Source organism: Pedobacter nototheniae, from assembly GCF_032678625.1.
Classification (GTDB): Bacteria; Bacteroidota; Bacteroidia; order Sphingobacteriales; family Sphingobacteriaceae; genus Pedobacter; species Pedobacter nototheniae_A.
Genome location: NZ_JAVTSO010000003.1, coordinates 310,143 through 336,121, shown reverse-complemented (window position 1 = coordinate 336,121; position 25,979 = coordinate 310,143). Strand labels below are relative to the sequence as shown.

At 37.5% G+C, this 25,979-nt stretch carries 15 protein-coding genes; 11 read left to right on the top strand and 4 right to left on the bottom strand.

All coding sequences use genetic code 11. The features are described 5' to 3' along the window. The first annotated feature begins 107 nt into the window (after window positions 1-107). The 9 genes from rpoB (at window position 108) to R2Q77_RS11615 (ending at window position 17,057) form a co-directional block, all read left to right on the top strand. Entirely contained in the window at window positions 108-3,911 is a 3,804-nt protein-coding gene (rpoB, locus tag R2Q77_RS11655) for a DNA-directed RNA polymerase subunit beta (protein ID WP_316803913.1), read from the top strand. A 93-nt stretch (window positions 3,912-4,004) separates the two neighbouring features. Next, window positions 4,005-8,291 carry a DNA-directed RNA polymerase subunit beta' gene (rpoC, locus tag R2Q77_RS11650; protein ID WP_316803912.1) on the top strand — a complete coding sequence of 1,429 codons (4,287 nt, stop codon included), beginning with the start codon at window positions 4,005-4,007 and terminating at the stop codon, window positions 8,289-8,291. Between the two features lie 237 nt (window positions 8,292-8,528). After that, on the top strand, window positions 8,529-10,262 hold the full coding sequence (locus tag R2Q77_RS11645) for a DUF4091 domain-containing protein (protein WP_316803911.1): 1,734 nt from the start codon (window positions 8,529-8,531) through the stop codon (window positions 10,260-10,262). A gap of 5 nt (window positions 10,263-10,267) precedes the next feature. Next, window positions 10,268-11,059 (top strand): glycoside hydrolase family 16 protein, encoded by a 792-nt coding sequence (locus R2Q77_RS11640; protein WP_316803910.1) that lies wholly within the window; start codon window positions 10,268-10,270, stop codon window positions 11,057-11,059. A 127-nt stretch (window positions 11,060-11,186) separates the two neighbouring features. Then, complete coding sequence (locus R2Q77_RS11635) at window positions 11,187-12,788, top strand: sulfatase (protein WP_316803909.1); 1,602 nt, start codon at window positions 11,187-11,189, stop codon at window positions 12,786-12,788. Window positions 12,789-12,868: 80 nt separating this feature from the next. Continuing rightward, window positions 12,869-13,180, top strand: coding sequence for a DUF3467 domain-containing protein (locus tag R2Q77_RS11630; RefSeq protein WP_269427621.1), 312 nt, complete (start codon window positions 12,869-12,871; stop codon window positions 13,178-13,180). Between the two features lie 320 nt (window positions 13,181-13,500). After that, entirely contained in the window at window positions 13,501-14,727 is a 1,227-nt protein-coding gene (locus R2Q77_RS11625) for an OmpP1/FadL family transporter (protein ID WP_316803908.1), read from the top strand. 11 nt (window positions 14,728-14,738) lie between these two features. Beyond that, entirely contained in the window at window positions 14,739-16,019 is a 1,281-nt protein-coding gene (locus R2Q77_RS11620; RefSeq protein WP_316803907.1) for an SGNH/GDSL hydrolase family protein, read from the top strand. 417 nt (window positions 16,020-16,436) lie between these two features. Continuing rightward, window positions 16,437-17,057, top strand: coding sequence for a hypothetical protein (locus R2Q77_RS11615; protein WP_316803906.1), 621 nt, complete (start codon window positions 16,437-16,439; stop codon window positions 17,055-17,057). 123 nt (window positions 17,058-17,180) lie between these two features. On the opposite strand, the gene miaA is transcribed toward R2Q77_RS11615, so the two are convergent. The 4 genes from miaA to R2Q77_RS11595 all read right to left on the bottom strand — a co-directional run bounded on the left by miaA (window position 17,181) and on the right by R2Q77_RS11595 (window position 21,056). Continuing rightward, window positions 17,181-18,110, bottom strand: a complete 930-nt coding sequence (gene miaA / locus R2Q77_RS11610) for a tRNA (adenosine(37)-N6)-dimethylallyltransferase MiaA (RefSeq protein ID WP_316803905.1) — start codon at window positions 18,108-18,110, stop codon at window positions 17,181-17,183. A gap of 113 nt (window positions 18,111-18,223) precedes the next feature. Continuing rightward, on the bottom strand, window positions 18,224-18,871 hold the full coding sequence (locus R2Q77_RS11605) for an IS1096 element passenger TnpR family protein (RefSeq protein WP_316803904.1): 648 nt from the start codon (window positions 18,869-18,871) through the stop codon (window positions 18,224-18,226). A 109-nt stretch (window positions 18,872-18,980) separates the two neighbouring features. Next, window positions 18,981-20,387 (bottom strand): CCA tRNA nucleotidyltransferase, encoded by a 1,407-nt coding sequence (locus R2Q77_RS11600; RefSeq protein ID WP_316803903.1) that lies wholly within the window; start codon window positions 20,385-20,387, stop codon window positions 18,981-18,983. A gap of 102 nt (window positions 20,388-20,489) precedes the next feature. Next, window positions 20,490-21,056: an L-threonylcarbamoyladenylate synthase gene (locus R2Q77_RS11595; protein WP_316803902.1), complete on the bottom strand. Its 567-nt coding sequence runs from the start codon at window positions 21,054-21,056 to the stop codon at window positions 20,490-20,492. 133 nt (window positions 21,057-21,189) lie between these two features. On the opposite strand from R2Q77_RS11595, the gene R2Q77_RS11590 reads away from it, so the two are divergent. After that, on the top strand, window positions 21,190-24,438 hold the full coding sequence (locus tag R2Q77_RS11590) for a SusC/RagA family TonB-linked outer membrane protein (protein WP_316803901.1): 3,249 nt from the start codon (window positions 21,190-21,192) through the stop codon (window positions 24,436-24,438). A 10-nt stretch (window positions 24,439-24,448) separates the two neighbouring features. Beyond that, window positions 24,449-25,909, top strand: coding sequence for a SusD/RagB family nutrient-binding outer membrane lipoprotein (locus R2Q77_RS11585; protein ID WP_316803900.1), 1,461 nt, complete (start codon window positions 24,449-24,451; stop codon window positions 25,907-25,909). The last annotated feature ends 70 nt before the right edge of the window (window positions 25,910-25,979 follow it).

Below are 25,979 nucleotides of genomic sequence, written 5' to 3'. Positions count from 1 at the left end.
GTCGGTGTCTTTACCTGTTTATAAACATCTCATTTTGTTTGGTTGATGAGATGCTATAACCAAAGCCAAACAAATAGTTTATTCTTAAACTAAAATCTTTTAGTCCATTGGCAAAGACAGTCGAACAAAGAGTAAATTTTGCAACGAGTAAGCACATTATAGACTATCCGGATTTTCTGGATGTGCAATTGCAATCATTCAGAGAGTTTTTCCAGATAGATACAACTTCAGACGATCGCTCAAGCGAAGGTTTGTTTAAAGTGTTTGCTGAAAACTTTCCAATCACAGATTCAAGAAATATCTTCGTTTTAGAATTTCTTGATTATTTTGTGGATCCTCCGCGTTATGATATACATGAGTGTATCGAACGTGGTTTAACGTACAATGTTCCATTAAAAGCAAAGCTTAAGCTTTCTTGTAATGATGTTGAACATGAAGATTTTGAAACCATCATTCAGGATGTGTACTTAGGTACTATTCCTTACATGACACCAAAAGGTACATTTGTGATCAACGGTGCAGAACGTGTTATCGTTTCGCAATTACACCGTTCTCCAGGCGTGTTCTTCGGCCAAAGCCGTCACACAAACGGAACCAAATTGTATTCTGCACGTGTTATTCCTTTCAAAGGTTCATGGATTGAGTTTGCTACAGACGTTAACAACGTGATGTATGCTTACATCGATCGTAAGAAAAAATTCCCGGTAACCACTTTATTACGTGCTATTGGTTACGATTCTGATAAGGATATCTTAGAGTTATTTGATCTTGCTGACGAAGTAAAAGTTAGTAAATCAGGCTTAAAGAAATATATCGGTCGTAAACTTGCTGCAAGAGTATTAAAGAAATGGGTTGAAGATTTCGTAGATGAAGATACTGGTGAGGTAGTTTCTATCGATCGTAATGAAGTGATTCTTGAAAGAGAAACTGTTCTTGAAGACGACCACATCGATATGGTTATCGAAGCGGGTGTTAAAACCATTATCTTATCTAAAGAAGATGGTGCAAGCCAGGCCGATTATACCATTATATATAATACATTACAAAAAGATACATCAAACTCTGAAAAAGAGGCTGTTGAAAACATCTATCGTGCTTTGCGTAACGCAGAACCACCTGATGAGGAAACTGCACGTGGTATCATTGATCGTTTATTCTTTTCAGATAAACGTTACGATTTAGGAGATGTTGGTCGTTACCGCATCAACCGTAAATTGAAAATGAATACGCCGGATGATGTAAAAGTTTTAACAAAAGCAGATATTATTGCAATTGTTAAATACCTGATCAAATTGATCAACTCAAAAGAAGAAGTGGATGATATTGATCACTTATCTAACCGTCGTGTACGTACGGTAGGTGAGCAGTTGTACGCACAATTTGGTGTTGGTTTGGCCCGTATGGCCAGAACAATCCGTGAGCGTATGAACATTCGCGATAACGAGGTGTTTACACCAACTGATTTGATTAACGCCCGTACGTTATCATCAGTTATCAACTCTTTCTTTGGTACTAACCAGTTATCTCAGTTCATGGATCAAACCAATCCATTAGCAGAGATTACACACAAACGCCGTTTATCGGCTTTAGGTCCAGGTGGTTTATCACGTGAGCGTGCTGGTTTCGAAGTACGTGACGTTCACTATACTCACTATGGTCGTTTATGTACTATTGAAACTCCAGAGGGACCAAACATTGGTTTGATTTCATCACTTTGTGTGCATGCAAAAATCAACAATTTAGGTTTCATTGAAACACCATACAAACGTGTTGAAGATGGTAAAGTAGTTGTAGATTCAGATGTTATTTATCTTTCTGCTGAAGATGAAGATGGTAAAACCATCGCTCAGGCTAACGCAGAGTATGATGATAAAGGTGTGTTTACAACGCCACGTGTTAAAGCACGTTACGAGGGTGACTTCCCGATTATTGAGCCTGAGAAATTAGACTTAATGGACGTTGCACCTAACCAGATTACTTCAATCGCTGCTTCATTAATCCCGTTCTTAGAACATGATGATGCGAACAGGGCCCTAATGGGATCCAACATGCAACGTCAGGCTGTACCTTTGTTACGTCCTGAAGCTCCAATTGTTGGTACCGGCTTAGAAGGTCGTGTAGCTCGTGACTCAAGAACTTTAATTAATGCTGAAGGTAACGGTGTTGTTGAATATGTAGATGCCAATGAAATCACTATTAAATATGAGCGTAACGAAGATGATCGTTTAGTTTCATTTGAAGGGGATAGTAAAACGTATCGTTTAATCAAATTCAAGAAAACCAACCAGAATACTTGTATCAACTTAAAACCGATTGTTAAAAAAGGTCAGAAAGTTACTAAAGGACAAGTACTTTGCGAGGGTTATGCCACTCAAAACGGAGAATTGGCCTTAGGTAGAAACTTGAAAGTGGCATTTATGCCTTGGCAAGGTTTCAACTTTGAGGATGCGATTGTAATTAACGAACGTATTGTTCGTGATGACGTTTTCACTTCATTGCATATTGAAGAGTTTGAATTAGAAGTACGTGATACTAAACGTGGAGAAGAGGAATTAACACCAGATATTCCTAACGTTTCAGAAGAGGCTACCAAAGACCTTGATGAAAACGGTATTATCCGCGTTGGTGCTGATGTAAAAGAAGGTGATATTTTAATTGGTAAGATTACTCCAAAAGGAGAGTCTGATCCTTCACCTGAAGAGAAATTACTACGTGCAATCTTTGGTGATAAAGCAGGTGATGTTAAAGATGCGTCTTTAAAAACTCCTCCTTCAATCCAGGGTGTGGTAATTGATACTAAATTATTCAGCCGTGCTAAGAAAACTACAAAAGCTGAAGAGAAATCGGCAATTGAGAAATTAGACAAAGGATATAACAATATCACTGAGAAATTAAAAGCAGAATTAGTTGACAAATTATTCACTATTGTAAATGGAAAAACATCTCAGGGTGTATTCAATATCTACAAAGAATTATTAGTGGCTAAAGGCGCTAAGTTTACTCAGAAAATTTTAGCAGAACTTGATTATAATCACATTAGCCCTAACAAATGGACTACTGATGAGGATAAGAACGAGATGATTAAAATGTTGCTTCACAACTACGGTATCCGTGTTAACGAAGAACTTGGAGCTTATAAACGCGATAAATTTGCTATCAGTGTAGGTGATGAGCTTCCTTCAGGAATCGTACAGATGGCAAAAGTTTATGTTGCTAAAAAACGTAAATTAAAAGTAGGTGATAAAATGGCGGGTCGCCACGGTAACAAAGGTATTGTTGCACGTATTGTACGTGATGAAGATATGCCTTTCTTAGCGGATGGTACTCCGGTTGATATTGTGTTGAACCCATTGGGTGTACCTTCACGTATGAACCTTGGTCAGATCTATGAAACTATCTTAGCGTGGGCAGGACAGGAATTAGGCGTTAAATTTGCAACTCCTATTTTTGATGGTGCTACTCACCACGAGGTTGAAGAGTGGATCGCTAAAGCAGGAGTTCCTGCTTCAGGAAAAACTTACTTATACAATGGTTTAACGGGTGATCGTTTCGATCAGACTACAACTGTAGGTATTATCTATATGTTGAAACTTGGTCACATGGTTGATGATAAGATGCACGCCCGTTCAATCGGACCATATTCATTAATTACACAACAACCATTGGGTGGTAAAGCCCAGTTCGGTGGTCAGCGTTTTGGTGAGATGGAGGTTTGGGCATTAGAGGCATTTGGTGCAGCTAATATTCTTCAGGAAATCTTAACCGTTAAATCGGATGATGTAATCGGAAGAGCAAAAACTTACGAAGCCATTGTAAAAGGTGAAAACTTACCAACTCCTGGTGTACCAGAATCATTTAATGTATTGGTGCATGAGTTACGCGGTTTAGGTTTAGATATTACGTTAGATTAACTAAGGTAGAAGGTATAAAGGTAGAAGGTTGAGGGTTTAAACGCCCAGACCTTCCACCTTTCCACCCTCGGCCTTTAACCTTATACAAGAGATATGTCTTACAAAAAGGATAATAAATTAAAAAGCAATTTCACATCGATAACCATTAGCTTATCGTCTCCGGAGATTATTTTGGAGCGTTCAAGCGGTGAGGTGTTGAAACCAGAAACCATTAACTATCGTACCTACAAACCTGAACGTGACGGTTTGTTTTGCGAGCGTATTTTTGGTCCGGTAAAAGATTACGAATGTCATTGCGGTAAATACAAACGTATCCGTTATAAAGGTATTGTTTGCGATCGTTGTGGTGTTGAAGTAACAGAAAAGAAAGTACGTCGTGAGCGTATGGGACACATCGCTTTGGTGGTTCCTGTTGCACACATCTGGTACTTCCGTTCATTACCTAACAAAATTGGTTATTTATTAGGTTTACCTACTAAAAAATTAGATTTAATCATCTATTACGAACGTTACGTTGTTATCCAATCAGGCCTAATGGCTGAAGAAGGCATCAACTACATGGACTTCTTAACAGAAGAAGAATATTTAGATATTTTAGATAAATTACCTAAAGAAAACCAATACCTTGATGATAAAGATCCTAATAAATTCATCGCCAAAATGGGTGCTGAAGCATTAGAAGATTTATTAAAACGGATTAACTTAGATACTTTATCTTACGATTTACGTCACCAGGCTGCAAACGAAACTTCACAACAACGTAAAAACGAAGCTTTAAAACGCTTACAAGTTGTTGAGGCTTTCCGTGGTGCTAATACACGTATTCAGAATAACCCAGAGTGGATGATTGTTAAAATCGTTCCGGTTATTCCACCAGAATTACGTCCTTTAGTTCCATTAGAAGGTGGTCGTTTTGCAACTTCCGATTTAAATGATTTATACCGTCGTGTAATTATCCGTAACAACCGTTTAAAACGTTTGATCGAGATTAAAGCACCAGAGGTAATTTTACGTAACGAGAAACGTATGTTGCAGGAAGCTGTAGATTCGTTATTCGATAACTCACGTAAAGTTAACGCGGTTAAAACTGAAGGTAACCGTGCTTTGAAATCACTTTCAGATATCCTGAAAGGTAAACAAGGTCGTTTCCGTCAAAACTTATTAGGTAAACGTGTGGATTATTCTGCCCGTTCTGTAATTGTTGTAGGGCCAAGCCTTAAATTACACGAGTGTGGTTTACCAAAAGATATGGCTGCTGAGCTTTACAAACCATTCATCATTCGTAAAATGATCGAAAGAGGTGTGGTTAAAACAGTAAAATCAGCCAAGAAAATTGTTGATAGAAAAGATCCTTTAGTATGGGATATCCTGGAAAACGTATTAAAAGGTCACCCGGTATTATTAAACCGTGCACCTACGTTACACCGTTTAGGTATTCAGGCTTTCCAGCCTAAATTGGTTGAAGGTAAAGCAATCCAGTTACACCCATTAGTGTGTACTGCATTCAACGCCGATTTTGATGGTGACCAGATGGCTGTCCACTTACCGTTAGGTAATGCAGCAATTTTGGAAGCCCAGGTATTGATGTTAGCCGCACACAACATCTTAAACCCTGCAAATGGTACACCAATTACAGTACCATCTCAGGATATGGTTTTGGGTCTTTATTACATTACTAAAGGCCGTAGAACAGATGAAACCCGTGTTGTAAAAGGACAGGATTCAAGTTTTTATTCTCCTGAAGAGGTAATCATTGCTTATAACGAGAAACAATTAGATTTGCACGCATTTATTAAAGTAAAAGTAAATGTTAAGCAAAACGACGGTTCTATCGTTAATAAGTTAACTGAAACCACTGTAGGTAGAGTATTGTTTAACCAAATGGTTCCTGAGGAAGTTGGTTATATCAACGAATTATTAACTAAGAAATCGTTAAGAGATATTATCGGTGAGGTAGTTAAAATGACTGGTATGGCTCGCGCTTCCCGTTTCTTGGATGATATTAAAGAATTAGGATTCCGTATGGCATTCCAAGGAGGTTTATCGTTCAACTTACAAGACGTAAACATTCCGGTAGAAAAACATACATTATTAGAACAAGCGGCTGCAGAAGTTGAAGAGGTAAGAAACAACTATAATATGGGTTTCATTACCAACAACGAGCGTTACAACCAGATTATCGATATCTGGACCCGTATCAACAACAGGTTAACTACTTTCGTTATGACTCAGTTATCTTCAGATAACCAAGGTTTTAACTCAGTTTACATGATGCTTGATTCAGGTGCACGTGGATCTAAAGAGCAGATTCGTCAGCTTTGCGGTATGCGTGGTTTGATGGCTAAGCCTCAAAAATCAGGTTCAGGTGGTGATATCATCGAAAACCCGATCTTATCAAACTTTAAAGAAGGTTTATCGGTATTAGAGTACTTTATCTCTACTCACGGTGCGCGTAAAGGTTTGGCGGATACGGCGTTAAAAACGGCGGATGCGGGTTACTTAACCCGTCGTTTACATGATGTTGCTCAAGATATGATTGTTAACTCGGTTGATTGTGGTACTTTAAGAGGTATGTACACCACTGCGTTAAAAGATCAGGAAGATATTGTTGAGCCTTTATACGACAGAATTTTAGGCCGTACTTCATTACATGATGTTTACAATCCTTTGGATAACACATTATTGGTAAGTGCTGGTGAAGATATCAACGAAGATGTTGCTAAATTGATCGAAGAATCTCCGTTAGAAGGTATCGAAATACGTTCGGTATTAACTTGTGAGAACAAACGTGGAGTTTGTGCATTATGTTACGGTCGTAACTTAGCATCTGGTAAACGTGTTCAAAGAGGTGAGGCTGTAGGTGTAATTGCTGCACAGTCAATCGGTGAGCCGGGTACACAGTTAACACTTCGTACTTTCCACGTGGGTGGTACTGCATCAAACATTGCTGCAGAATCAAACATCGTAGCTAAATTTGATGGTGTTATTGAGTTCGAAAATATCCGTACGGTTGATACAGAAACAGAAGATGGAAAAGTACAAGTTGTATTAGGTCGTTCTGGTGAGTTTAAAATTGTTGAACCTGGTACAGGTCGTATCATTGTAACCAACAATATTCCTTACGGTGCATTCTTATTTGTTAAAGAAGGTGATCGTTTAACTAAAGGTGATAAAATCTGTTCGTGGGATCCGTACAATGCGGTAATCATTTCAGAGTTTGCCGGTAAAGCACAATTTGATGCCATTATTGAAGGTGTAACCTTCCGTGAAGAATCAGATGAGCAAACTGGTCACCGTGAAAAAGTTATTATCGATACACGTGATAAAACTAAGAACCCTTCAGTTCAAATCGTCGACAAAAAAGGCGAGTTTATTAAAGGCTATAACATTCCGGTAGGTGCCCACGTTTCAGTTGATGAAGGTGAAGCAATCCAAACGGGTCAGATTATCGCTAAAATACCTCGTGCTACTGGTAAAACCCGAGATATTACAGGTGGTTTACCACGTGTAACGGAATTATTCGAAGCACGTAACCCATCTAACCCGGCTGTAGTAACCGAAATTGATGGTGTGGTAACTTTAGGTGGCGTTAAACGTGGTAATCGTGAGATTACTATTGAATCTAAAGATGGTGAAGTTAAAAAATACCTTGTTCCATTATCTAAACACATCCTTGTGCAGGATAATGACTTTGTAAAAGCAGGTATGCCTTTATCAGATGGTTCAATTTCTCCTGCAGATATCTTATCAATTAAAGGACCAGCAGCGGTTCAAGAGTACTTAGTAAATGGTATTCAAGAGGTTTACCGTTTGCAAGGTGTGAAAATTAATGATAAGCACTTCGAGGTAATTGTTCACCAGATGATGCAGAAAGTTCACATCGAGGATCCAGGTGATACGATTTTCTTAGAAAACAATGCCGTTGATCGTTGGGATTTTGCCGACGAGAACGATGCCATGTACGACAAGAAAGTTGTTGAAGATGCAGGTGATTCAAACGACTTAAAACCAGGACAGATTGTTTCATTACGTAGATTAAGAGACGAAAATTCTCAATTGAAACGTAAAGATTTAAAACAAATCACGGTGAGAGATGCGAGACCAGCAACTGCAAGTTCAATTTTGCAAGGTATTACAAGAGCATCATTAGGTACTAAATCGTTCATTTCTGCGGCTTCGTTCCAGGAAACTACGAAAGTATTAAATGAGGCAGCTATTGCGGGTAAACGCGATAACATGTTAGGCTTGAAAGAAAATGTGATCGTTGGTCACTTGATCCCTTCAGGTACTGGTGTGCGTGGTTACGAGCGTATCATTGTAGGATCTCAAGAAGAATACGATAAATTATTAGCTTCTAAACAAGAAGAAGTAGAAGCTTAATATTTTCTCATAATTGATTCCAAAACTCCTTCACTTAGTGAAGGAGTTTTTTTTTGAAGTAGATTTTTTAATGAGATTAGCTAGCGCAAATGTGCTCTTAAAAATTTATCCGCTCAGCTTAACCAAGCTCTAATTCTTTCCTTCCTATCCATATCGTTACAATCTGTCAAACGTTTGCGTAAAAACTCTTATCCGGTCTCCTAATCTTACTTTACCAAGTTTGATTAACTTAGGTTTATGAAGTTTTTAACCATATTTTTAATGTTAGGTTTTAGCCTGGCAAGCGCAGCCCAGGACGTAAGTTTAGCCCTTCAAAAAACAAAACTACCAGCTAAGCAAATAATCGATCACAACTGGAGCAAAGCTCCGGCAGGATTAAATATCAGTTTTGCTAACAGTAATGTAAGGTTTGCAAAAGAGTTACCGCCAACCATTTCTATCCAAACTACCTGGAACACTTCTGCCTGGAAAGGAGAAAAAATACATACTCAGCTATTGCTTTGGGCAAATAGCAATATAGCTAATTTGACTGTACAGATTTCTGATTTGAAAGATGAAAAAGGGAATAGTATTCAAAAAGAAAACATAACTTCTGGCTTTATTAAATATGTAATAACTGATGAATTTAGAGATGGCTGTGGCTATCGTAAAGCTGCAGACTTTGATTCATCGTATGTAGCTGACCTCATAGATACAAAAATTAATAATATTAACATTACTGCTAAAAATACGCAGCCGGTTTGGTTAAGTATAAAAATCCCAGCCAACGCAAAAGCCGGAAACTATGCTGGAACAGTGAAAATAATAGCAGATCAGGAATATAGCTTACCCGTTAAAATTGAGGTAATTGATAAAGTTTTATCTGCACCGGTTAACTGGAGTTATGATTTGGATTTATGGCAACATCCGGCCGCCATTGCCCGAACCCACGATGTAAAATTATGGAGTGATGCGCATTTTGCTTTAATGAAACCATATTATGTAATGCTGGCAAACGCAGGGCAAAAAACAATAACGGCAAGTATTGTAAACGAACCCTGGGGACATCAAACCTACGACGATTACCCAAGTTTGATAAAATGGATAAAGAAGAAAGATGGCAGCTGGGTTTACGATTATAGTTTATTTGATAAATATGTATCTTTTGTAATGAGCACGGGAATTACTGAGCATATTAACTGTTATAGTATGGTGCCATGGAAAATTGCTTTTACCTATTGGGATGATGCCCTACAAAAGGAAGCTGTTTTTACGGAAGCAATTGGAACACCGGGTTATAATGCATTCTGGAAGACTATGCTCGTTGATTTCACCAGGCATTTAAAATCAAAAAAATGGTTTACCAAAACCTATATAGCGATGGATGAACGCCCAATGAAGTCTATGCAGGCCGTAATAAATTTGCTCAAGAGCATTGATCCCAATTGGAAAATTGCACTTGCGGGCGAATATCATCCAGAAATTGAAAAAGATATTGATAATTATTGCATTGCCTCAAAATGGGAATTTCCAAAAGATATTTTAGAAAAACGTAATAAACAAGGGAAAATAAGCACTTGGTATACTTGCTGTACTGAAGCTTATCCAAATTCTTTTAGCTTTTCCTCTCCTGCAGAATCGGTTTGGATAGGCTGGTACACCGCCAGTAAAAATATGGATGGTTATTTACGCTGGGCTTATAACAGCTGGACTAAAAACCCGTTAACCGATACCCGTTTTACGGCCTGGCCTGCAGGTGATACCTATCAGGTTTATCCAGGGCCGTTAAGCTCTGTCAGGTTTGAAAAATTGATTGAAGGAGCACAGGATTTTGAGAAAATTAAGCAGTTGAAACTACAATACACCAACAGTAATAATAGCACGGCACTTGCTGAACTAAATAAAGCATTGGAAAATTTCAATATTAAGTCTTTATCAACTGTTCCGGCTAATGAAATTTTAGAACAGGTAAAACCATTACTAAACAAATAACCAATATGAAAAGGTATGTTTTCTTTAGTTTATTGCTTAGCTTATTTTGCGCTTGTACAATAAAGAAAAACTATAACAGGCATCCGTCATGGGAAGAAAATTTCAATCAACAACATACATTTGATGCTGAAAAATGGTCGAAGATACCTCGGGGAGGAGCCGACTGGAACAGGCACATGAGCGATGATGAAAGATGTTACGCTTTGAAAAATGGCAAAATGATTCTTCGGGGAATAAAGAACAATGATTTTTCTAAAGATACTTCTGGCTATTTAACAGGTGGTATTTACACTAAAGATAAGATTGCTTTTGGTTACGGACGATTGGAAATTAAAGCGAAACTAAAAGGTGCAAAAGGCGCGTGGCCTGCATTTTGGATGCTTGCAGAAAATAGTCAGTGGCCTGATGGTGGAGAAATTGATATAATGGAGCGCTTAAATTTCGATTCTATTGCTTATCAAACCATTCACAGCTATTATACACTTTCACTTAAAATAAAAGATAACCCCAGGTCAGGCGCAACAGCTAAAATTAAGCCGGAAGATTTTAATACTTATGCCATTGAAAAATATCCTGACAGTTTGGTGTTTTTTGTAAACAACAAACGAACTTTTACCTATCCGAAGATAAAAACAACTGAGAAAAGCCAGTTTCCATTTCAAAATGTAAAACATTATTTACTTATTGATATGCAGTTGGGTGGGAGTTGGGTTGGGGAAATAAATGATGCAAACCTGCCTGTTGAAATGGAGATTGATTGGGTAAAGTTCCATAAGTTTAAAAAAGATACAAAATAATATTCGCTTGCTTTTGGCTGTAAATACAAGCTGAAGTATTTACACTGATCTTATTTCGAAACAAAAAGAAATTATATTTACGTTGTTTATAACGCACTGGTTTAATTAAATTATCCATACATATTTTATGAAAAGCTTTTTAACCCTTCTATTTCTTTGTCTGCATTGCCTGGTTTTTGCTCAAAATAAACGGCCGAATATCATTTTTATACTTTCAGACGATCATGCTTATCAGGCAATAAGCGCTTATGGCAATAAAGTGATTACGACACCTAACATAGACAGGCTTGCAAAATCGGGGGCTTTGTTTAATAATGCAATTGTATCAAATGCCATCTGCGGTCCCAGCAGGGCGGCATTTATAACCGGACAATACAGTCATAAAAATGGTTACAAAGTAAATGATGGTGTATTAGATACCAATCAGCGTTTTTTGCCGCAAATATTAAGCGAAAATGGCTATCAAACCGCATGGATAGGAAAATGGCATTTAGGAAGTTTACCTCATGGCTTTGATTATTGGAATGTAATGCCAGTACAGGGGCATTATTTTAATCCTGATTTTATTAACCAAAAAAATGATACCTTATTATATCATGGCTATGTAACAGAGGTTATTACAGCGTTAACAAAAAATTATTTAAGCAAAAGAGACCCGAATAAACCTTTTTTTCTTGTGGTTGGCGAGAAGGCAACGCATAGAGAATGGTTACCCGATTTACAAGATCTTGGTGCGTATGACTCGGTGAAATTTCCTTTACCTGCCACATTTTACGATGATTATAAAGGAAGAGTTGCCGCATCCAAACAATTAATGAGTATAGGAGAGGTAATGACGCTTAAAACAGATTTAAAAATCAATCAGCCCTTCGGAGAAAAAATGCTGAATAACCAAGCTGTAAAACCAGCGGTTAAAGGTAAGCAGATTGAAGAATCAATGATGCGTTATTATCAGCAGGGAGAATATGGGCGTATGGATAGCTTGCAAAGCAAAGCCTATCGTGCCTATTACGGTAAACTTTCTAAAGAATTTGAGCAACTTAACTTAAAAGGTAATGCCCTGAAAGAATGGAAGTTTCAGCGGTACATGAAAGATTATTATGCTACGGCAAAATCGTTAGACAGAAATATTGGTGAAATCCTGGATTACCTTGATCACAACGGATTAAGCGAAAATACTATTGTAGTTTATGCTTCAGATCAGGGTTTTTATTTGGGTGAACACGGATGGTTTGACAAACGTTTCATCTATGAAGAATCACTTCGGACGCCATTTATAATCCGGATGCCCCAGCTTTCGCAAATGAAAGATAAAAAACTAAATCAAATCATATCTAATGTAGACTGGGCACCAACCATTCTGGATTTTGCGGGTGTTGCAAAGCCAGGCTTTATGCAAGGCAAGTCTTTTTTACCTGTATTGGAAAATCCAAAAGTGAAAAACTGGTCAAAAGAAGGGGCATACTACCATTATTATGAATACCCTGGGCCACATTATGTTTCTCCGCATTTTGGTATTCGAACCGATAATTATGTTTTAGTCCGTTTTTATAAGGGTACTGAAGCCTGGGAATTGTATGACCTGAAAAAAGACCCTCAGGAACTAAAAAATATAATTGAGGATAAAAATTATATCGCAGTTAAAAATGACCTTAAAAATAAACTAAAGTCATTAATTGTAGCTTACGACGATAAAGAAGCCCTGACTGTTTTTAATCAAAATTTATAGCATCCGGAGGAGCGATTTTTTTTACAAAGATTTAAGCATTAGCCAATACATAACCGAAGATTTTTTTACTTTTGATTATCATGGAAGAACAACAAAACGAAAACCAATTAAATATAGAATTATCAGAAGAAATTGCTGAAGGAATTTTTTCTAACCTGGCGATTATCACACATTCCAACACCGAGTTTGTGTTAGATTTTATTCGTGTAATGCCAGGTGTGCCAAAGGCTAAAGTTAAATCCCGTATTATTTTAACTCCAGAACATGCAAAACGTTTATTATCGGCATTAGAAGATAATATAAGTAAGTTTGAAGGTGTAAATGGCCGTATTAAAACACAAGAGGAACCTCCTTTTCCAATGGGATTTGGCGGGCCAACCGCGCAAGCTTAATTTTTTATTTCTTTAAGCTTTTCCATTCACTCAAACTTTCCTGTTTATAAAAACATCTTTTATCCTCTTTATAGGTTAAAAGATGTTTTTCAAATTAACTTTTTAGGTAAATCTTTCCTTAAATTTATAATGCATACAAGGTAATTCTTTGTATACGACGTTGTTGTGGCCTTGTTTTTAAAATAAATTACGATTTAATAAGGCACCAAAACAAGTTTAGGCAGGCGGGTGTTATGCAATGTAACAATTCACAATTTCGCAAATAAATACTTGTTTACTATGTTAGCATAGTATATATTTGTGTATAACCATTTATAAGCATGAAAAAAATTTTATTAAGCGTATTACTTGCGGCTCCTTTATGGGTATTGGGGCAAGGTTTTCAGGTTAACCTGCAAGGACAAAAGCAAATAGGGATGGCCGGAGCCGGGTCAGCACTTGCTTTAGATGAGGCTTCTGTATTTTTCAATCCCGGAGCGGTTACTTTTCTCGAGAAGAATTCCATTTCCGGGGGTATTAATCCCTTACTATTTAAATCAGCTTTTCAACTTTCAGGTTCTAATATTACGGAGAATGTTAAAAATAAAATTGCTCCTCCGTTTGAATTTTATGCCGTTTGGGGCCCAAAATCCGGTAAATGGAAATTAGGCTTAGGTGTTTATACGCCGTTTGGTGGACTGGTAGATTGGGGAGATAACTGGTCGGGTAAATATTCTTTAACTTCTTTAAATCTTAAAGCAATTTATTTTCAACCAACTTTAAGTATTAAAATTACCGATGCGATTGGTATAGGTGCAGGTTTTGTATACAACCATGGAGAGGTAGATCTTCAAAAAGCAATACCATATGATTTCCCTGATGGAAAATCAGCTTCGGCACAATTAAAAGGTACAGGTAAAGGTTATGGCTGGAATGCGGGTATTTATATTAAAACCCTGAGCGATGTTACTTTTGCTATTACCCATAAATCTAAAGTTATTACTAAATTAGATGGGGGTGATGCAAACTTTGATGTGCCAGAATCATTAAGAGGAGCTTTCCCAAGAGGCAATACATTCAATGCTGAGTTGCCTTTACCGGCTACTACCTCTTTAGGTATTGGCATTCCTTTATCAAAAAGTACCAAGTTAGCTTTTGATGCAAGTTGGGTACAATGGCATGTGTATAAAGAGCTGGCTTTTGATTATGCAATTAATCCTCCAGGCGGTTTGCCAGATACAAAATCACCACGTAACTACCGTGATGGATCATCATTTAAATTAGGTGTTAATCACCAGGCTACAGAAAAGTTAGCTTTGAGAGCTGGTGTAGGTTATGCTTTTTCTCCAGTGCAGGATGGCTATGTAACGCCTGAAGCGCCTGATGCCGACCGTTATATTTTAAGTGCTGGTGCAGGTTATTCTTTTACTTCTAAATTCGAAGTAAATGCTTCGTTCTTTTTCGAAGATGTAAAATCTCGTAAACAGAAAAATATTGAAACTAATTTAGATGGTACATTTAAAACATTAGTTTATGCACCGGGTATTTCATTAACATATAAATGGTAGGAGAGTTAAAAATGAAAAAATATATATTTAATAGTTTAATTGCTGCCACTTTATTATTTGCAGCATCTTGTAAGCCAGAAATAGATTCGCCGGCAGGAACAACAGCAGGCCAGGCCAACTTTGCGAAGTACATTGCAGTTGGTAACTCCTTAACTTCAGGTTATGCCGACAATGGTTTATACTTGGAAGGACAAAAAGTAGCTTTCCCTAACCTGATTGCGGATAAAATGAAATCTGTTGGTGGCGGAAGTTTTACTTCTCCATTTTTTACAGATGCCCAAGCCAGCGGATCAGGATATTTGCAACTAACCGCATTGGTAAATGGTGTTCCAACAATTACTCCGGTAACAGGAGCAGCACTCAGTAATGGTAAATTAACAAAATATTCTGGTGAAATCCAGAACCTTGGTATTCCTGGAATGCGTTTAGATTTGGCTTTTGATCCAACCTTTACATTCAGCGCCGCTAATATTTATTTTGAACGTTTGTTAACTGATGCACAAGTTGGAAAAACCAATTATTCTCAGTTTATACAAGGCAGGAACCATACTTTTTTCTCTTTATGGCTGGGTAACAATGATGTTTTAGGTTATGCAACCAATGGTGGCGTAACAACAGATGCTACGAATAAATTAACGGATAAATCTACTTTCTCGTTTCTTTATACCAATATGTTAAATATTCTTACTGCAGGTGGTCAAAAAGGTGTAGTTGCAACCATTCCAGATGTAACTTCAATCCCTTTCTTTAATACGGTTACTATTCCAGCTTTATTAACTGCTTCAAAATTACCTTTAACTACACCAATTTATATTCAAACTGCTGCCGGATCCAGGGTTGCAACGAGTCAAGATTTGTTTACCTTATCTTTTCAAACGGAAGCTCCGCTTTTATTGGGTAAACCAAATGGGCTTGGTGCTCCATATGGTTTTCACCCCGCAAACCCTATCGAAAGTAAATGGGTGTTAGATAAGGATGAGGTAGCGCAGGTAAAAGATTATGTATTGAGCTACAACAGCACGATTAAATCTTTAGCCAATAGTAAAGGCCTTGCAGTAGCGGATGCCTATACATTTTTGAATCAGGTTAAAACAGGCATTGTACTTGATGGAATTCCTATTGATGCAAGATTTATCCAGGGCGGTGCTTTTTCTTTAGATGGTGTGCATTTAACGCCCAGAGGAAATGCAGCTATGGCTAACTTGTTCATTAATGCCATTAACAATAAATATGGTTCTACTATTCCAGTAGTTGATATTTCACAATATAGAGGAACTAAATTTCCGAATTAAATTTTAGCAAGAATAGATTAAAACCAAAACGGCAATTTTCAATATGAAAATTGCCGTTTTTTTATAAAATGAATTTTAGAGAAGTCAATTAGGTTATGACCTAAATGAGTTATTTTTTACTAATTGTTCTATTTGAGTGGAAAGTGATTTTTTAGATTAATATAAATTTGCTAAAGACAAATTTGTATTGTAATTTGCTTACGTAAAAAGTAGTTGTATATGTGTTATATAGTAATCTATAATTTACGTATTATGAATTACTTCATTCCTGTTTTTATTGAAAATTAACATTCTGTAGTTAATATTTTTAATAAAATGTTTCATCCCATGCCTTTATAAAAGGCAATATTTTTTGTTGAGTAACAAGATCCCAATAATTTTAATTTGTATTAATTTAGAAATTTGATAAATCTACCCATGAAAGTATCACTTATAATTGGCGTGTTATTTTTTATTTCATCATCTATTGCTCTTGGACAAACAAAAGTTTTTAAAATTGAGGGCGTAATTAAAGATGAAACACCGTATAAATATGCTTATTTGTACTGCCATAAATCAAAAGAACTTAAGCGTGCCCCAATTTCAAATCATTTATTTGTTATTGAGGGTAAGACAGACTCTATAGATACGAATGCAGAATTGGGACAAATTTTTTTAGGATTAGATTCTAATCAAAAATTTATTGATAATAGAGAAGTCTACTTGTCAGGTATCAACAGGGAATACCGACCCATCGTGTTAGAAAATTTATCAATAAATATTACGCCAGACATAAAAGAGTCTATTGTTCATGGCAGTCAATTAAATGTTGATCTTGATGAAATGTATGTCTCAATAAACACAAATAAAATTGAGGATTATTTTCCAACGCATACTGATACGCCAATATCGCTGGTTTTTCTTAGAGCAATGCTACCGATGAAAAAGATGCCCAATTTTAGCTTGAGTATAGATTTTATAAATTGTTTTAATGTTTTATCTGATAGATTGAAGAACTCAGTTGCAGGGAAAAAACTTCTCGAAGCTATAAATGAATAGTTCAGAGCGCTAATCGTTCTATACTTGATATTTCAAATACAGAATAAATAAATTTCCGAATTAATAAAAGATTTAACCACAAAAAAAAGCGCCACGGGACTTAATCTCTGTGGCGCTTTTGATTTAAAAAATTTTTGGGTTTAGAAACTCAATTACTGCTTTAGCCGCTTCAGGTTCGAACCATTTTATTTCTTCATCTCGCCTAAACCAGGTTAATTGTCTTTTAGCAAAACGACGGGTATTTTGTTTAATGGCGGCTATTGCCTCTTCCAAAGTAATCTTTCCGTCCAAGTAGTCGAATAACTCCGCGTAACCCACTGTATTTAATGCATTGAGCATTCTGAAAGACTGAAGTGATTTTACTTCATTAAGCAGGCCCTCGTGCATCATTTTGTCAACCCTGAGGTTAATTCGGTTATATAAAATAGGCCTATCGGTATTTAAGCCAATTTTAATAATATTAAATGGTCTTTGTTTCTTAGTCGCAGATAACATCGACGATAATTTTTTTCCGGTCGAAAGGAAAACTTCGAGTCCCCGGATCATTCTTTGTGGGTTTTGCTGGTCAACTTTAGCGAAATATTCGGGATCATGCAACGCAAGTTGCGTTTGAATCACGCTAATGCCTTCGCTTTCAAATTGTTTGTTCAGTTTTTCACGGATGGAAAGATCAATTTCGGGCATTTCATCGAGCCCGTTTACAACAGCGTTAATGTATAATCCTGAACCACCCACCATAATCGCCGTGTTGTGATGATTAAAAATAGTGTCAATTGTTTTTAAAGCTTCAACTTCAAAATCACCGGTACTAAAAAGCTGGGTAACCGAATGTGAATCTATAAAATGATGTTTGGCTGCTGCCAGTTCTTCTACATCGGGTTTTGCCGTACCAATCGCCATTTCCTTGAAAAACTGCCGGCTATCTGCTGAAATAATTTCTGTGCCGAAATGTTTGGCAAGTGTTATGGCTAAAGCTGTTTTACCTATTGCAGTGGGGCCAACAACAACAATTAATGTTTTGGGGGTTTTAACAGTTTGATTTGCAGTAGACATACTATTTTTTAAAAGAAAAAGTCAGATGTATACACCTGACTTAATATATTTTGAATTACAATTTTGTGCAATCAGTTGCTGAAATAAACCCAGCCTGATGGCTAAAGAGCAGATTAATAATCATCTTTGTGGCTATCATCTTCGAAGTTATCGCCATCAGAAAACTCATCTCCAAATTCATCTCCTTCTTCGCTTTCATCTTCTTCATCACGTTCCTGTTCGTTAATGCCCATTTCGCCCATGGCTTCCAGTTCATCTGTATCTTCAGGAACAAAATTCATCTCATTTAAGAAATCAAATTCGCTGCTGGATACTGCGCCGCGGGGATCAACTGCCTGAGGGCTGTTTTGCTCCATTATTTTTGGTGCTTCACCAGTACTTTTAGCTAAAAAAGGATATTCAATATGCGGGTCGGCATCCAAAATAATTTTAATCAACTCTACATGGAAATCATAAGGGCGATCGAAATTATAAATATAATAGAACTTTTGATGCGGATCTTCTATGAAACCACTCAATTTAGAGTTCTCCATTAAAACTACACGGTCTTTCTTTCTTTCACTTGGCAAATAGGCAATTTCATCCCCTTTTAACCAGTTATCTGTACTCACATAAAATGACGAGGGTTTCTCTGCGTTGTAACCCGTAGACTTATGTATAGCCTTGTGCAGATCTTCAAACGTTTGGTTTGATTTAATGTCGATTTCTCTTACAACATCATCAAAATCCTCGAAAGTAATTTTAAATTTATAAATAGCCATTATTGTATTTTGGAACCGTAAAAATAAAGTTAATTTATATTACCGCAAAGCGGAGAATGTCACAAAAAGCTGTTTGTTTTGCTATACAGCTTAATTATTTCCATTTAAATTATTTATTAACAGGATTTAAACCCATTTGTTTTGCCTGATTTAGCATAAAATTAAATGCCTCCGTATAATCATTTGTAATTTCGCCTTCCAGTATTGCCTCGCGAATGGCATTTTTGATTATTCCAACTTCTTTGCCTGCATTTAGCCCAAAAGTTTCCATAATATCATTGCCGGAAATAGGAGGCTGCCAGTTGCGGATTTTATCGCGTTCCTCCACATCCTTTAGCTTTTGTTTAACCAGTTCAAAATTATTGCGGTATTTAGTTTTTTTATACTCGTTTTTAGTGGTTACATCGGCATTGCAAAGCAGCATTAAACTTTCAATTTCCTCTCCTGCATCAAAAAGTAAACGCCTTACCGCCGAGTCGGTTACCACATCCTGCGCTAAAACAATAGGTCTTAAATGCAATTGCACCAATTTTTGAACATACTTCATTTTTTCATTGAGTGGCAATTTTAATTGCGCAAAAATTTTAGGTACCATTCTGGCCCCTTTATCCTCATGCCCATGAAAAGTCCAGCCATGTCCTTCTTCGAAACGTTTGGTTGCGGGTTTGGCAATATCATGTAAAATTGCAGCCCAGCGCAACCATAAATCATCCGTATCTGCACAAATGTTATCTAAAACTTCTAAAGTATGATAGAAGTTATCTTTATGCCCTTTGCCTTTTATAGTTTCTACCCCATAAAGCTGTGCCATTTGAGGGAAAATGATAGGTAACAGGCCCGTGTCGAATAAATGTTTAAAACCAATTGAAGGTTTTGGAGATAAAATGATTTTATTCATTTCATCGGTAATGCGTTCTTTAGAAACAATGCTAATGCGTTGTTTTTGAAGTTTTATAGCATTTATTGCTGCCTGATCTATATTGAAGTTAAGTTGTGAAGCAAAACGAATCGCTCGCATCATCCTTAACGGATCGTCCGAAAAGGTAATTTCCGGATCAAGCGGAGTGCGGATAAGTTTATTTTCCAAATCCTCAATTCCATTAAAAGGATCCAGCAACTCTCCGAAATGTGCTGCATTCAAATTAATGGCCAAGGCATTAATTGTAAAATCTCTTCGTAACTGGTCATCCTCTAAAGTGCCATCCTCAACAATTGGTTTGCGGGAATTAGCACGGTACGATTCTTTTCTGGCGCCCACAAACTCAACTTCCAAATCATGGTATTTTATATTTGCGGTGCCAAAGCTTTTAAATACAGCAACTTTAGTGTTGAGTTTTTTTCCAACTGCTTCAGCATAATCTATTCCGCTGCCTACAACCACTACATCAATATCTTTAGATGGACGTTTCAAAAACAAATCGCGTACAAAACCACCAATTACATAAGCTTCGGTTTCGGTTTTATCGGCAATAGCAGATAAGGTTTTAAATACTGGATTTTGTAGGTGTTGTTGCATGAACTTGATTATTTTGCCGCCAATGAGAGAACAACATCTGTAAGCTATAAAACAGATCCTTGGTGCCTCAGGGCGACAATAAGAATTACAAAAGTAATAAAATTACTTACGAATAAATTCAAATTGTCCGCCAGGAGATAATTTCATGATGGTAGAAGGTTTTTTATTAGATCTGTTTTCCTGCTCAAAGTCTACAACGTAATCTACCGCTTCTTTAATCGCTTCATTTATATCATCGAAATTTTTGGGTGAAGCCTCTCCGCTTAGGTTTGCAGAAGTGGATACAATGGGCTTTCGGAAACGTTGGATAAGTTGTGTACAGAAATCGTGCTTCACCACACGAATGCCTACGCTGCCATCGCTGTTAACTACGTTTTTAGCCAGGTTTTTGGCTCCTGAAAAAATGATGGTTAATGGGTTTTCTGCATATTCAATTAAACTGTAGGCAACGTCAGGCACTTCCGAAACATAACTCTGCAGTTTATTATCTGTATCCAATAAAACAATCAGACTTTTTTCAGCAGGGCGGTTTTTTATTTTAAGTAATTTTTCAACGGCTTCTTCGTGGGTAGCATCACATCCTAAACCCCAAATGGTATCGGTAGGATAGAGGATTATTCCCCCCGCTTTTAAAACTTCCAGAGCCTTGTTTATTTCTTCTTTAAGCATACACAAAGGTAAAAGATAATTGGGATATTAAATCTGTCCAAAAAACCGACACAAGAAGACAGTTAAGTTCTACTTAAAAGTAAATATTTTATATATTAGATTTTATTAATCATTTATACCTAATCTAAAATCTATGAAAAAACTATTGCAAAGCTTGTGCTTTGTGCTGTTTTTTGCTGCCTCAGCTATTGCGCAGGACAAAACAGTAACAGGCACGGTTGTCTCAAAAGAAGACGGTCTACCACTTCCAGGTGTAAGTGTGCTGGCCAAGGGAACTAAAATTGGTACCGTAACCAGCACCGACGGAAAGTTTACCCTTCGCGTTCCTGAAAACACCACAACGATCGAATTTACATTTATTGGTTACAAGGCGCAGAGCCTTCCGGTTACCTCATCTAATGTGGTTAATGTTTCCATGAGCACGGATGCGCAGGAGCTGGCACAGGTGGTGGTTACTGCTTTGGGCATTACCAGAAAGAAAAATGAGCTTCCTTACTCTGCCCAGGAAGTTAAATCGGATGAAATTACCAGAACAAGGGATAATAACCTGGTAAACTCTTTGGGTGGAAAAGTATCCGGACTTGATATTAAGCGGAACAATGCCATGGGCGGATCAACAAACGTTGTAATGCGTGGAAATAAATCGCTTCTGCAAAATAACCAAGCCCTTTTTGTAGTAGATGGTGTTCCTGTTAGCAATGCAAATAATAACACAGCCGATCAGCAAAATGGCCGTGGTGGTTATGATTTCGGTAATGCCGCATCTGATGTTAACCCTGATGACGTAGCGTCCATAACGGTGCTAAAAGGTGCTGCTGCAACTGCACTCTATGGTTCGAGAGCTGCCAATGGTGTCATTATGATCACAACCAAAAAAGGGCAGAAAAATTCAAAAACAAACATCACCGTTAATAGTGGTGTAAGTTTTGGAAAAATTGATAAAAGTACTTTTGCAAAATATCAAAATGAATATGGAGCAGGTTACAACAGCCCGGCCGAAGATGGTGACGGTAATGTAGTTCCTGTTCCAGGCTTTTGGTACAGAGATATTAATGGCGATGGTAAAATGGATTTAATGCCACAATTTACGGCAGATGCTTCTTATGGCCCTCGTTTCGATCCAAACCTATTGGTTTATCAGTGGTCTGCTTTAGATCCTGCTTCTCCTAATTATTTAAAAGCAACGCCCTGGCTGGCTGGACAAAATACCCCTGCATCTTTTTATGAAAATGCAGTAAATTCAAGTCAAAGTATAAGCATTGACGGCGGCGGCGAAAAAAGTACGTTTAAATTCGGTTATACCCGTAATGATGAAACTGGTGTATTGCCGAATAGTAAAATTATTAAAAACCTGTTTAATGCGGGGGCGTCATACGAAATTGTTAAAGATCTGACCGGTAGTGTATCTGCCAATTATTCAAGAATTGAAGGCTTGGGCCGTTATGGGACTGGTTATGATGGTTTAAATCCAAATCAGCAGTTTAGACAATTCTGGCAAACCAATGTTGATGTTCAGGAACTTAAAGAAGCTTATTTCAGGAATAAAAAAAATGTAACCTGGAATTGGTCGGATCAAAATGCAACAGGCCCTATTTATTCTGACAATCCTTATTTTTCAAGGTACCAGAACTATGAAAATGATACCAGGAATAATTATTTTGGAAATGCAACTTTAGCCTGGAAAATAAATAGCTGGGTTGATGTAATGGGGCGCATAGCCTACAATGGTACTTTTGATTTTCAGGAACAACGGATAGCCGTTGGAAGTGCAGATCCATCAGCCTACCAACGCTTTAACCGCGATTTTACAGAGACAAACTACGATTTAATAGCAAATTTTAATAAGAATATTACAGAAGACATATCTTTTAAAGGGTTAATCGGTGCAAACTTACGCAGAGAGAACGCCTCTTCTTTAAGAGCGCAAACCAACGGAGGTTTGGTTGTACCCGGCCTCTATTCTTTATCTAATTCTCTTAATCCAATCGAAGCACCCCTTGAAACTTATACCAGACGGGCAATTGATGGTTATTTTGCTGGCGTAACCTTTGGCTATAAAGAATTTGTATTTTTAGATGCAACAATTAGGAGAGACCAGTCAACAACCCTTCCAACAAGTAATAATGCGTATTGGTACCCGGCAGTTTCAGGAAGTTTTGTGCTTTCTAATGTGTTAAAAGAAAACACTCCCTGGTTAACGTTCGCTAAAATACGTTTAAATTATGCCGAAGTAGGTTCAGATGCACCGGTACTTAGTCTTTACGATACTTATTTTAAACCCACAGGTTTTGGTTCCGTACCTTTATTCTCCATACCCAGTATCAGGAATAACATTAACCTTAAACCAGAACGTACCAAAAGTGTAGAGGCCGGTTTGGAAGCTACATTTTTAAATGGCCGTTTTGGGTTTGATCTGACCTGGTATAACACCAATACGATAGATCAGATTACACCTGTTTCCGTAAGTTCAGCAACAGGATATACACAGTTATTTGTAAACGCTGGTGAAGTGAGAAACCGGGGGATTGAATTAAGTGCGTTTATAATTCCCGTAAGAAGTAAGGATTTCTCCTGGACCATGAACGTTAACTTTTCACGGAACAGAAGTAAAGTATTATCCTTGTATCAGGGGGTAGAAAATCTTCAGCTAAATCCATTAAACCTGCCGGGTTCTGTAACCATGAACGCAGCAGTTGGCCAGCCATATGGCATTATTCGGGGTACCGATTATGTGTACACTAACGGAGAAAAGACGGTTAATGCTCAGGGATATTACCTCACAACAAACTCAAATGCTATTATTGGTGATCCAAATGCAGACTGGATGGGCGGAATTTCAAATACATTTAAGTATAAAAATGTGTCTTTAAATTTCTTAGTAGACATTCGTCAGGGTGGAAGCTTATTTTCTTTAGATCAATGGTATGGTCAAGGGACAGGGCTTTATCCTGAAACGGCCGGGCTAAATGATCTGGGCAACCCTAAAAGAAATAAACTAAGCGATGGCGGTGGTGTAATTTTACCTGGTGTTAAACAAAATGGCTTACCAAATGATATCCGGGTTGACATGTCAACATCAGGCACATCCCCTTATGGATATCCAAATAATCCTCCCAGAGCCTCAACCATTTACGATGCGAGTTATGTTAAATTAAGAGAAGTTGCGATAACCTATTCCCTGCCAGAAAAATGGGTGTCAAAAATGCGTGCTTTTAAAGGGATTGATGTTTCCTTATTGGGGAGAAATCTATGGATCATTCACAAAAATGTGCCATATGCAGATCCTGAAGATGGTTTAAGTTCCGGAAATCTTCAAGGTTATCAGGGCGGTGCCTATCCTACGGTAAGGAATATAGGTTTTAATGTTAGGTTCAAATTATAGAAAAACAGTTATGAAAAAAATATATAGTTTATTAATTCTTTCTCTGTTGATTAGCGCTTGTGCTAAAAATAAGGGTGATTATAATATAGATGTGAAACAACCGAGTGTTGTACCTGCTGCAACATTATTTTCTGCAGCCCTAAAAAGTTATGCAGATGTTTTAACCTCTCCGAGTGTAAATGTTAATGTATTCCGCTTTTATGTTCAACAATGGACGACAACAGAATATTTGGATGAACCCAGATATAATTTATTAGCCCGGCCCATACCACAGGCATTTTGGCAAGCCGTGTATCGGGATGTACTGATGGATTTAAAAGAATCGAAAAAAATACTTAACGCCGATCCTCTTTTAGCCGCTGGGATTAAAACCAATCAAACGGCACAAATTGAGATTATGGAGGTGATGGCCTGGTCCAGTTTAGTCAATACTTTCGGTAACGTTCCTTATACAGATGCGCTTGATATTAACAATGTTCAACCGAAATATGATGATGCTAAAACCATCTATAATGATTTATTGGTGCGTTTGGATGCTGCGCTGGCTAAACTCAATCCTTCATTTACTGGTTTTGAATCTGCTGATCTTTTATATAAAGAAGGTGGTGTTTCAAAATGGCTAAAGTTTGGTAATTCTCTTAAATTAAGGTTAGGGTTAATCCTGGCCGATTTAGATGCAGCCAAAGCAAAAACGATTGTTGAAGCAGCAGCAGCAAATGTTTTTACCAGTAATGATGATAACGCCAGGTTCAGGTACCTGAACAGTACACCGAATAATAACCCGGTTTCGGAGGCAATCAATCCTGCAAGAACTCAGCGGAAAGATTATTTAGGCTCGAGGGCATTTATTGATAAATTAAATGCCTTGAATGATCCACGGAGATCAGCGTTTTTTACAACTGTTAATGGAAGCTATATCGGCGGATTTTATGGGTTCAGCAATTCTTCAGCAAATTACTCCAATATAAGTTCAAAAATTAGTGCTTTGGATTTTGAAGCTTTGCTGCTTGATTACACTGAGGTAGAATTTGCATTAGCAGAGGCAAGTGCACGGGGTTTTAATGTAAACGGATCACCGGCCGAGCATTATAATAAAGCCGTAAGGGCATCGATTTTATATTGGGGCGCCAGCGATGCAGATGCCACAACTTATCTTGCCCGTCCGGATGTAGCTTATGCAACTGCAGGATCAAATTATAAAGAAGTAATTGGCATCCAGAAATGGATTGCATTTAACAATAGAGGTTATGATGCCTGGGTAGAATGGAAGCGTTTAGGTTTTCCTGTATTAATTCCGCCGAGTCCTGATAATGCCCCTCCGGGCCAATCAGCACCTGCCGGATTACAAATTCCTGTACGTTTAATCTATCCGCTTAATGAGCAAACACTAAATGGCGCAAATCGTTCAGCGGCAGCAGCTGCAATAGGTGGTGATGTAGTGACAACCAAAATTTTCTGGGATGTAAACTAATAAAATCAATCCGTCACATTTAATTGCATTATTTATAGTTCCCGGTTGCATCAGGTGGCCGGGAATTTTT

Bases quoted from the DNA above. Each gene is read 5' to 3' on its own strand.
- rpoC (WP_316803912.1), top strand. From the start codon at position 4,005: ATGTCTTACAAAAAGGATAATAAATTAAAAAGCAATTTCACATCGATA.
- R2Q77_RS11645 (WP_316803911.1), top strand. From the start codon at position 8,529: ATGAAGTTTTTAACCATATTTTTAATGTTAGGTTTTAGCCTGGCAAGC.
- R2Q77_RS11640 (WP_316803910.1), top strand. From the start codon at position 10,268: ATGAAAAGGTATGTTTTCTTTAGTTTATTGCTTAGCTTATTTTGCGCT.
- R2Q77_RS11635 (WP_316803909.1), top strand. From the start codon at position 11,187: ATGAAAAGCTTTTTAACCCTTCTATTTCTTTGTCTGCATTGCCTGGTT.
- R2Q77_RS11630 (WP_269427621.1), top strand. From the start codon at position 12,869: ATGGAAGAACAACAAAACGAAAACCAATTAAATATAGAATTATCAGAA.
- R2Q77_RS11625 (WP_316803908.1), top strand. From the start codon at position 13,501: ATGAAAAAAATTTTATTAAGCGTATTACTTGCGGCTCCTTTATGGGTA.
- R2Q77_RS11620 (WP_316803907.1), top strand. From the start codon at position 14,739: ATGAAAAAATATATATTTAATAGTTTAATTGCTGCCACTTTATTATTT.
- R2Q77_RS11615 (WP_316803906.1), top strand. From the start codon at position 16,437: ATGAAAGTATCACTTATAATTGGCGTGTTATTTTTTATTTCATCATCT.
- miaA (WP_316803905.1), bottom strand. From the start codon at position 18,110: ATGTCTACTGCAAATCAAACTGTTAAAACCCCCAAAACATTAATTGTT.
- R2Q77_RS11605 (WP_316803904.1), bottom strand. From the start codon at position 18,871: ATGGCTATTTATAAATTTAAAATTACTTTCGAGGATTTTGATGATGTT.
- R2Q77_RS11600 (WP_316803903.1), bottom strand. From the start codon at position 20,387: ATGCAACAACACCTACAAAATCCAGTATTTAAAACCTTATCTGCTATT.
- R2Q77_RS11595 (WP_316803902.1), bottom strand. From the start codon at position 21,056: ATGCTTAAAGAAGAAATAAACAAGGCTCTGGAAGTTTTAAAAGCGGGG.
- R2Q77_RS11590 (WP_316803901.1), top strand. From the start codon at position 21,190: ATGAAAAAACTATTGCAAAGCTTGTGCTTTGTGCTGTTTTTTGCTGCC.
- R2Q77_RS11585 (WP_316803900.1), top strand. From the start codon at position 24,449: ATGAAAAAAATATATAGTTTATTAATTCTTTCTCTGTTGATTAGCGCT.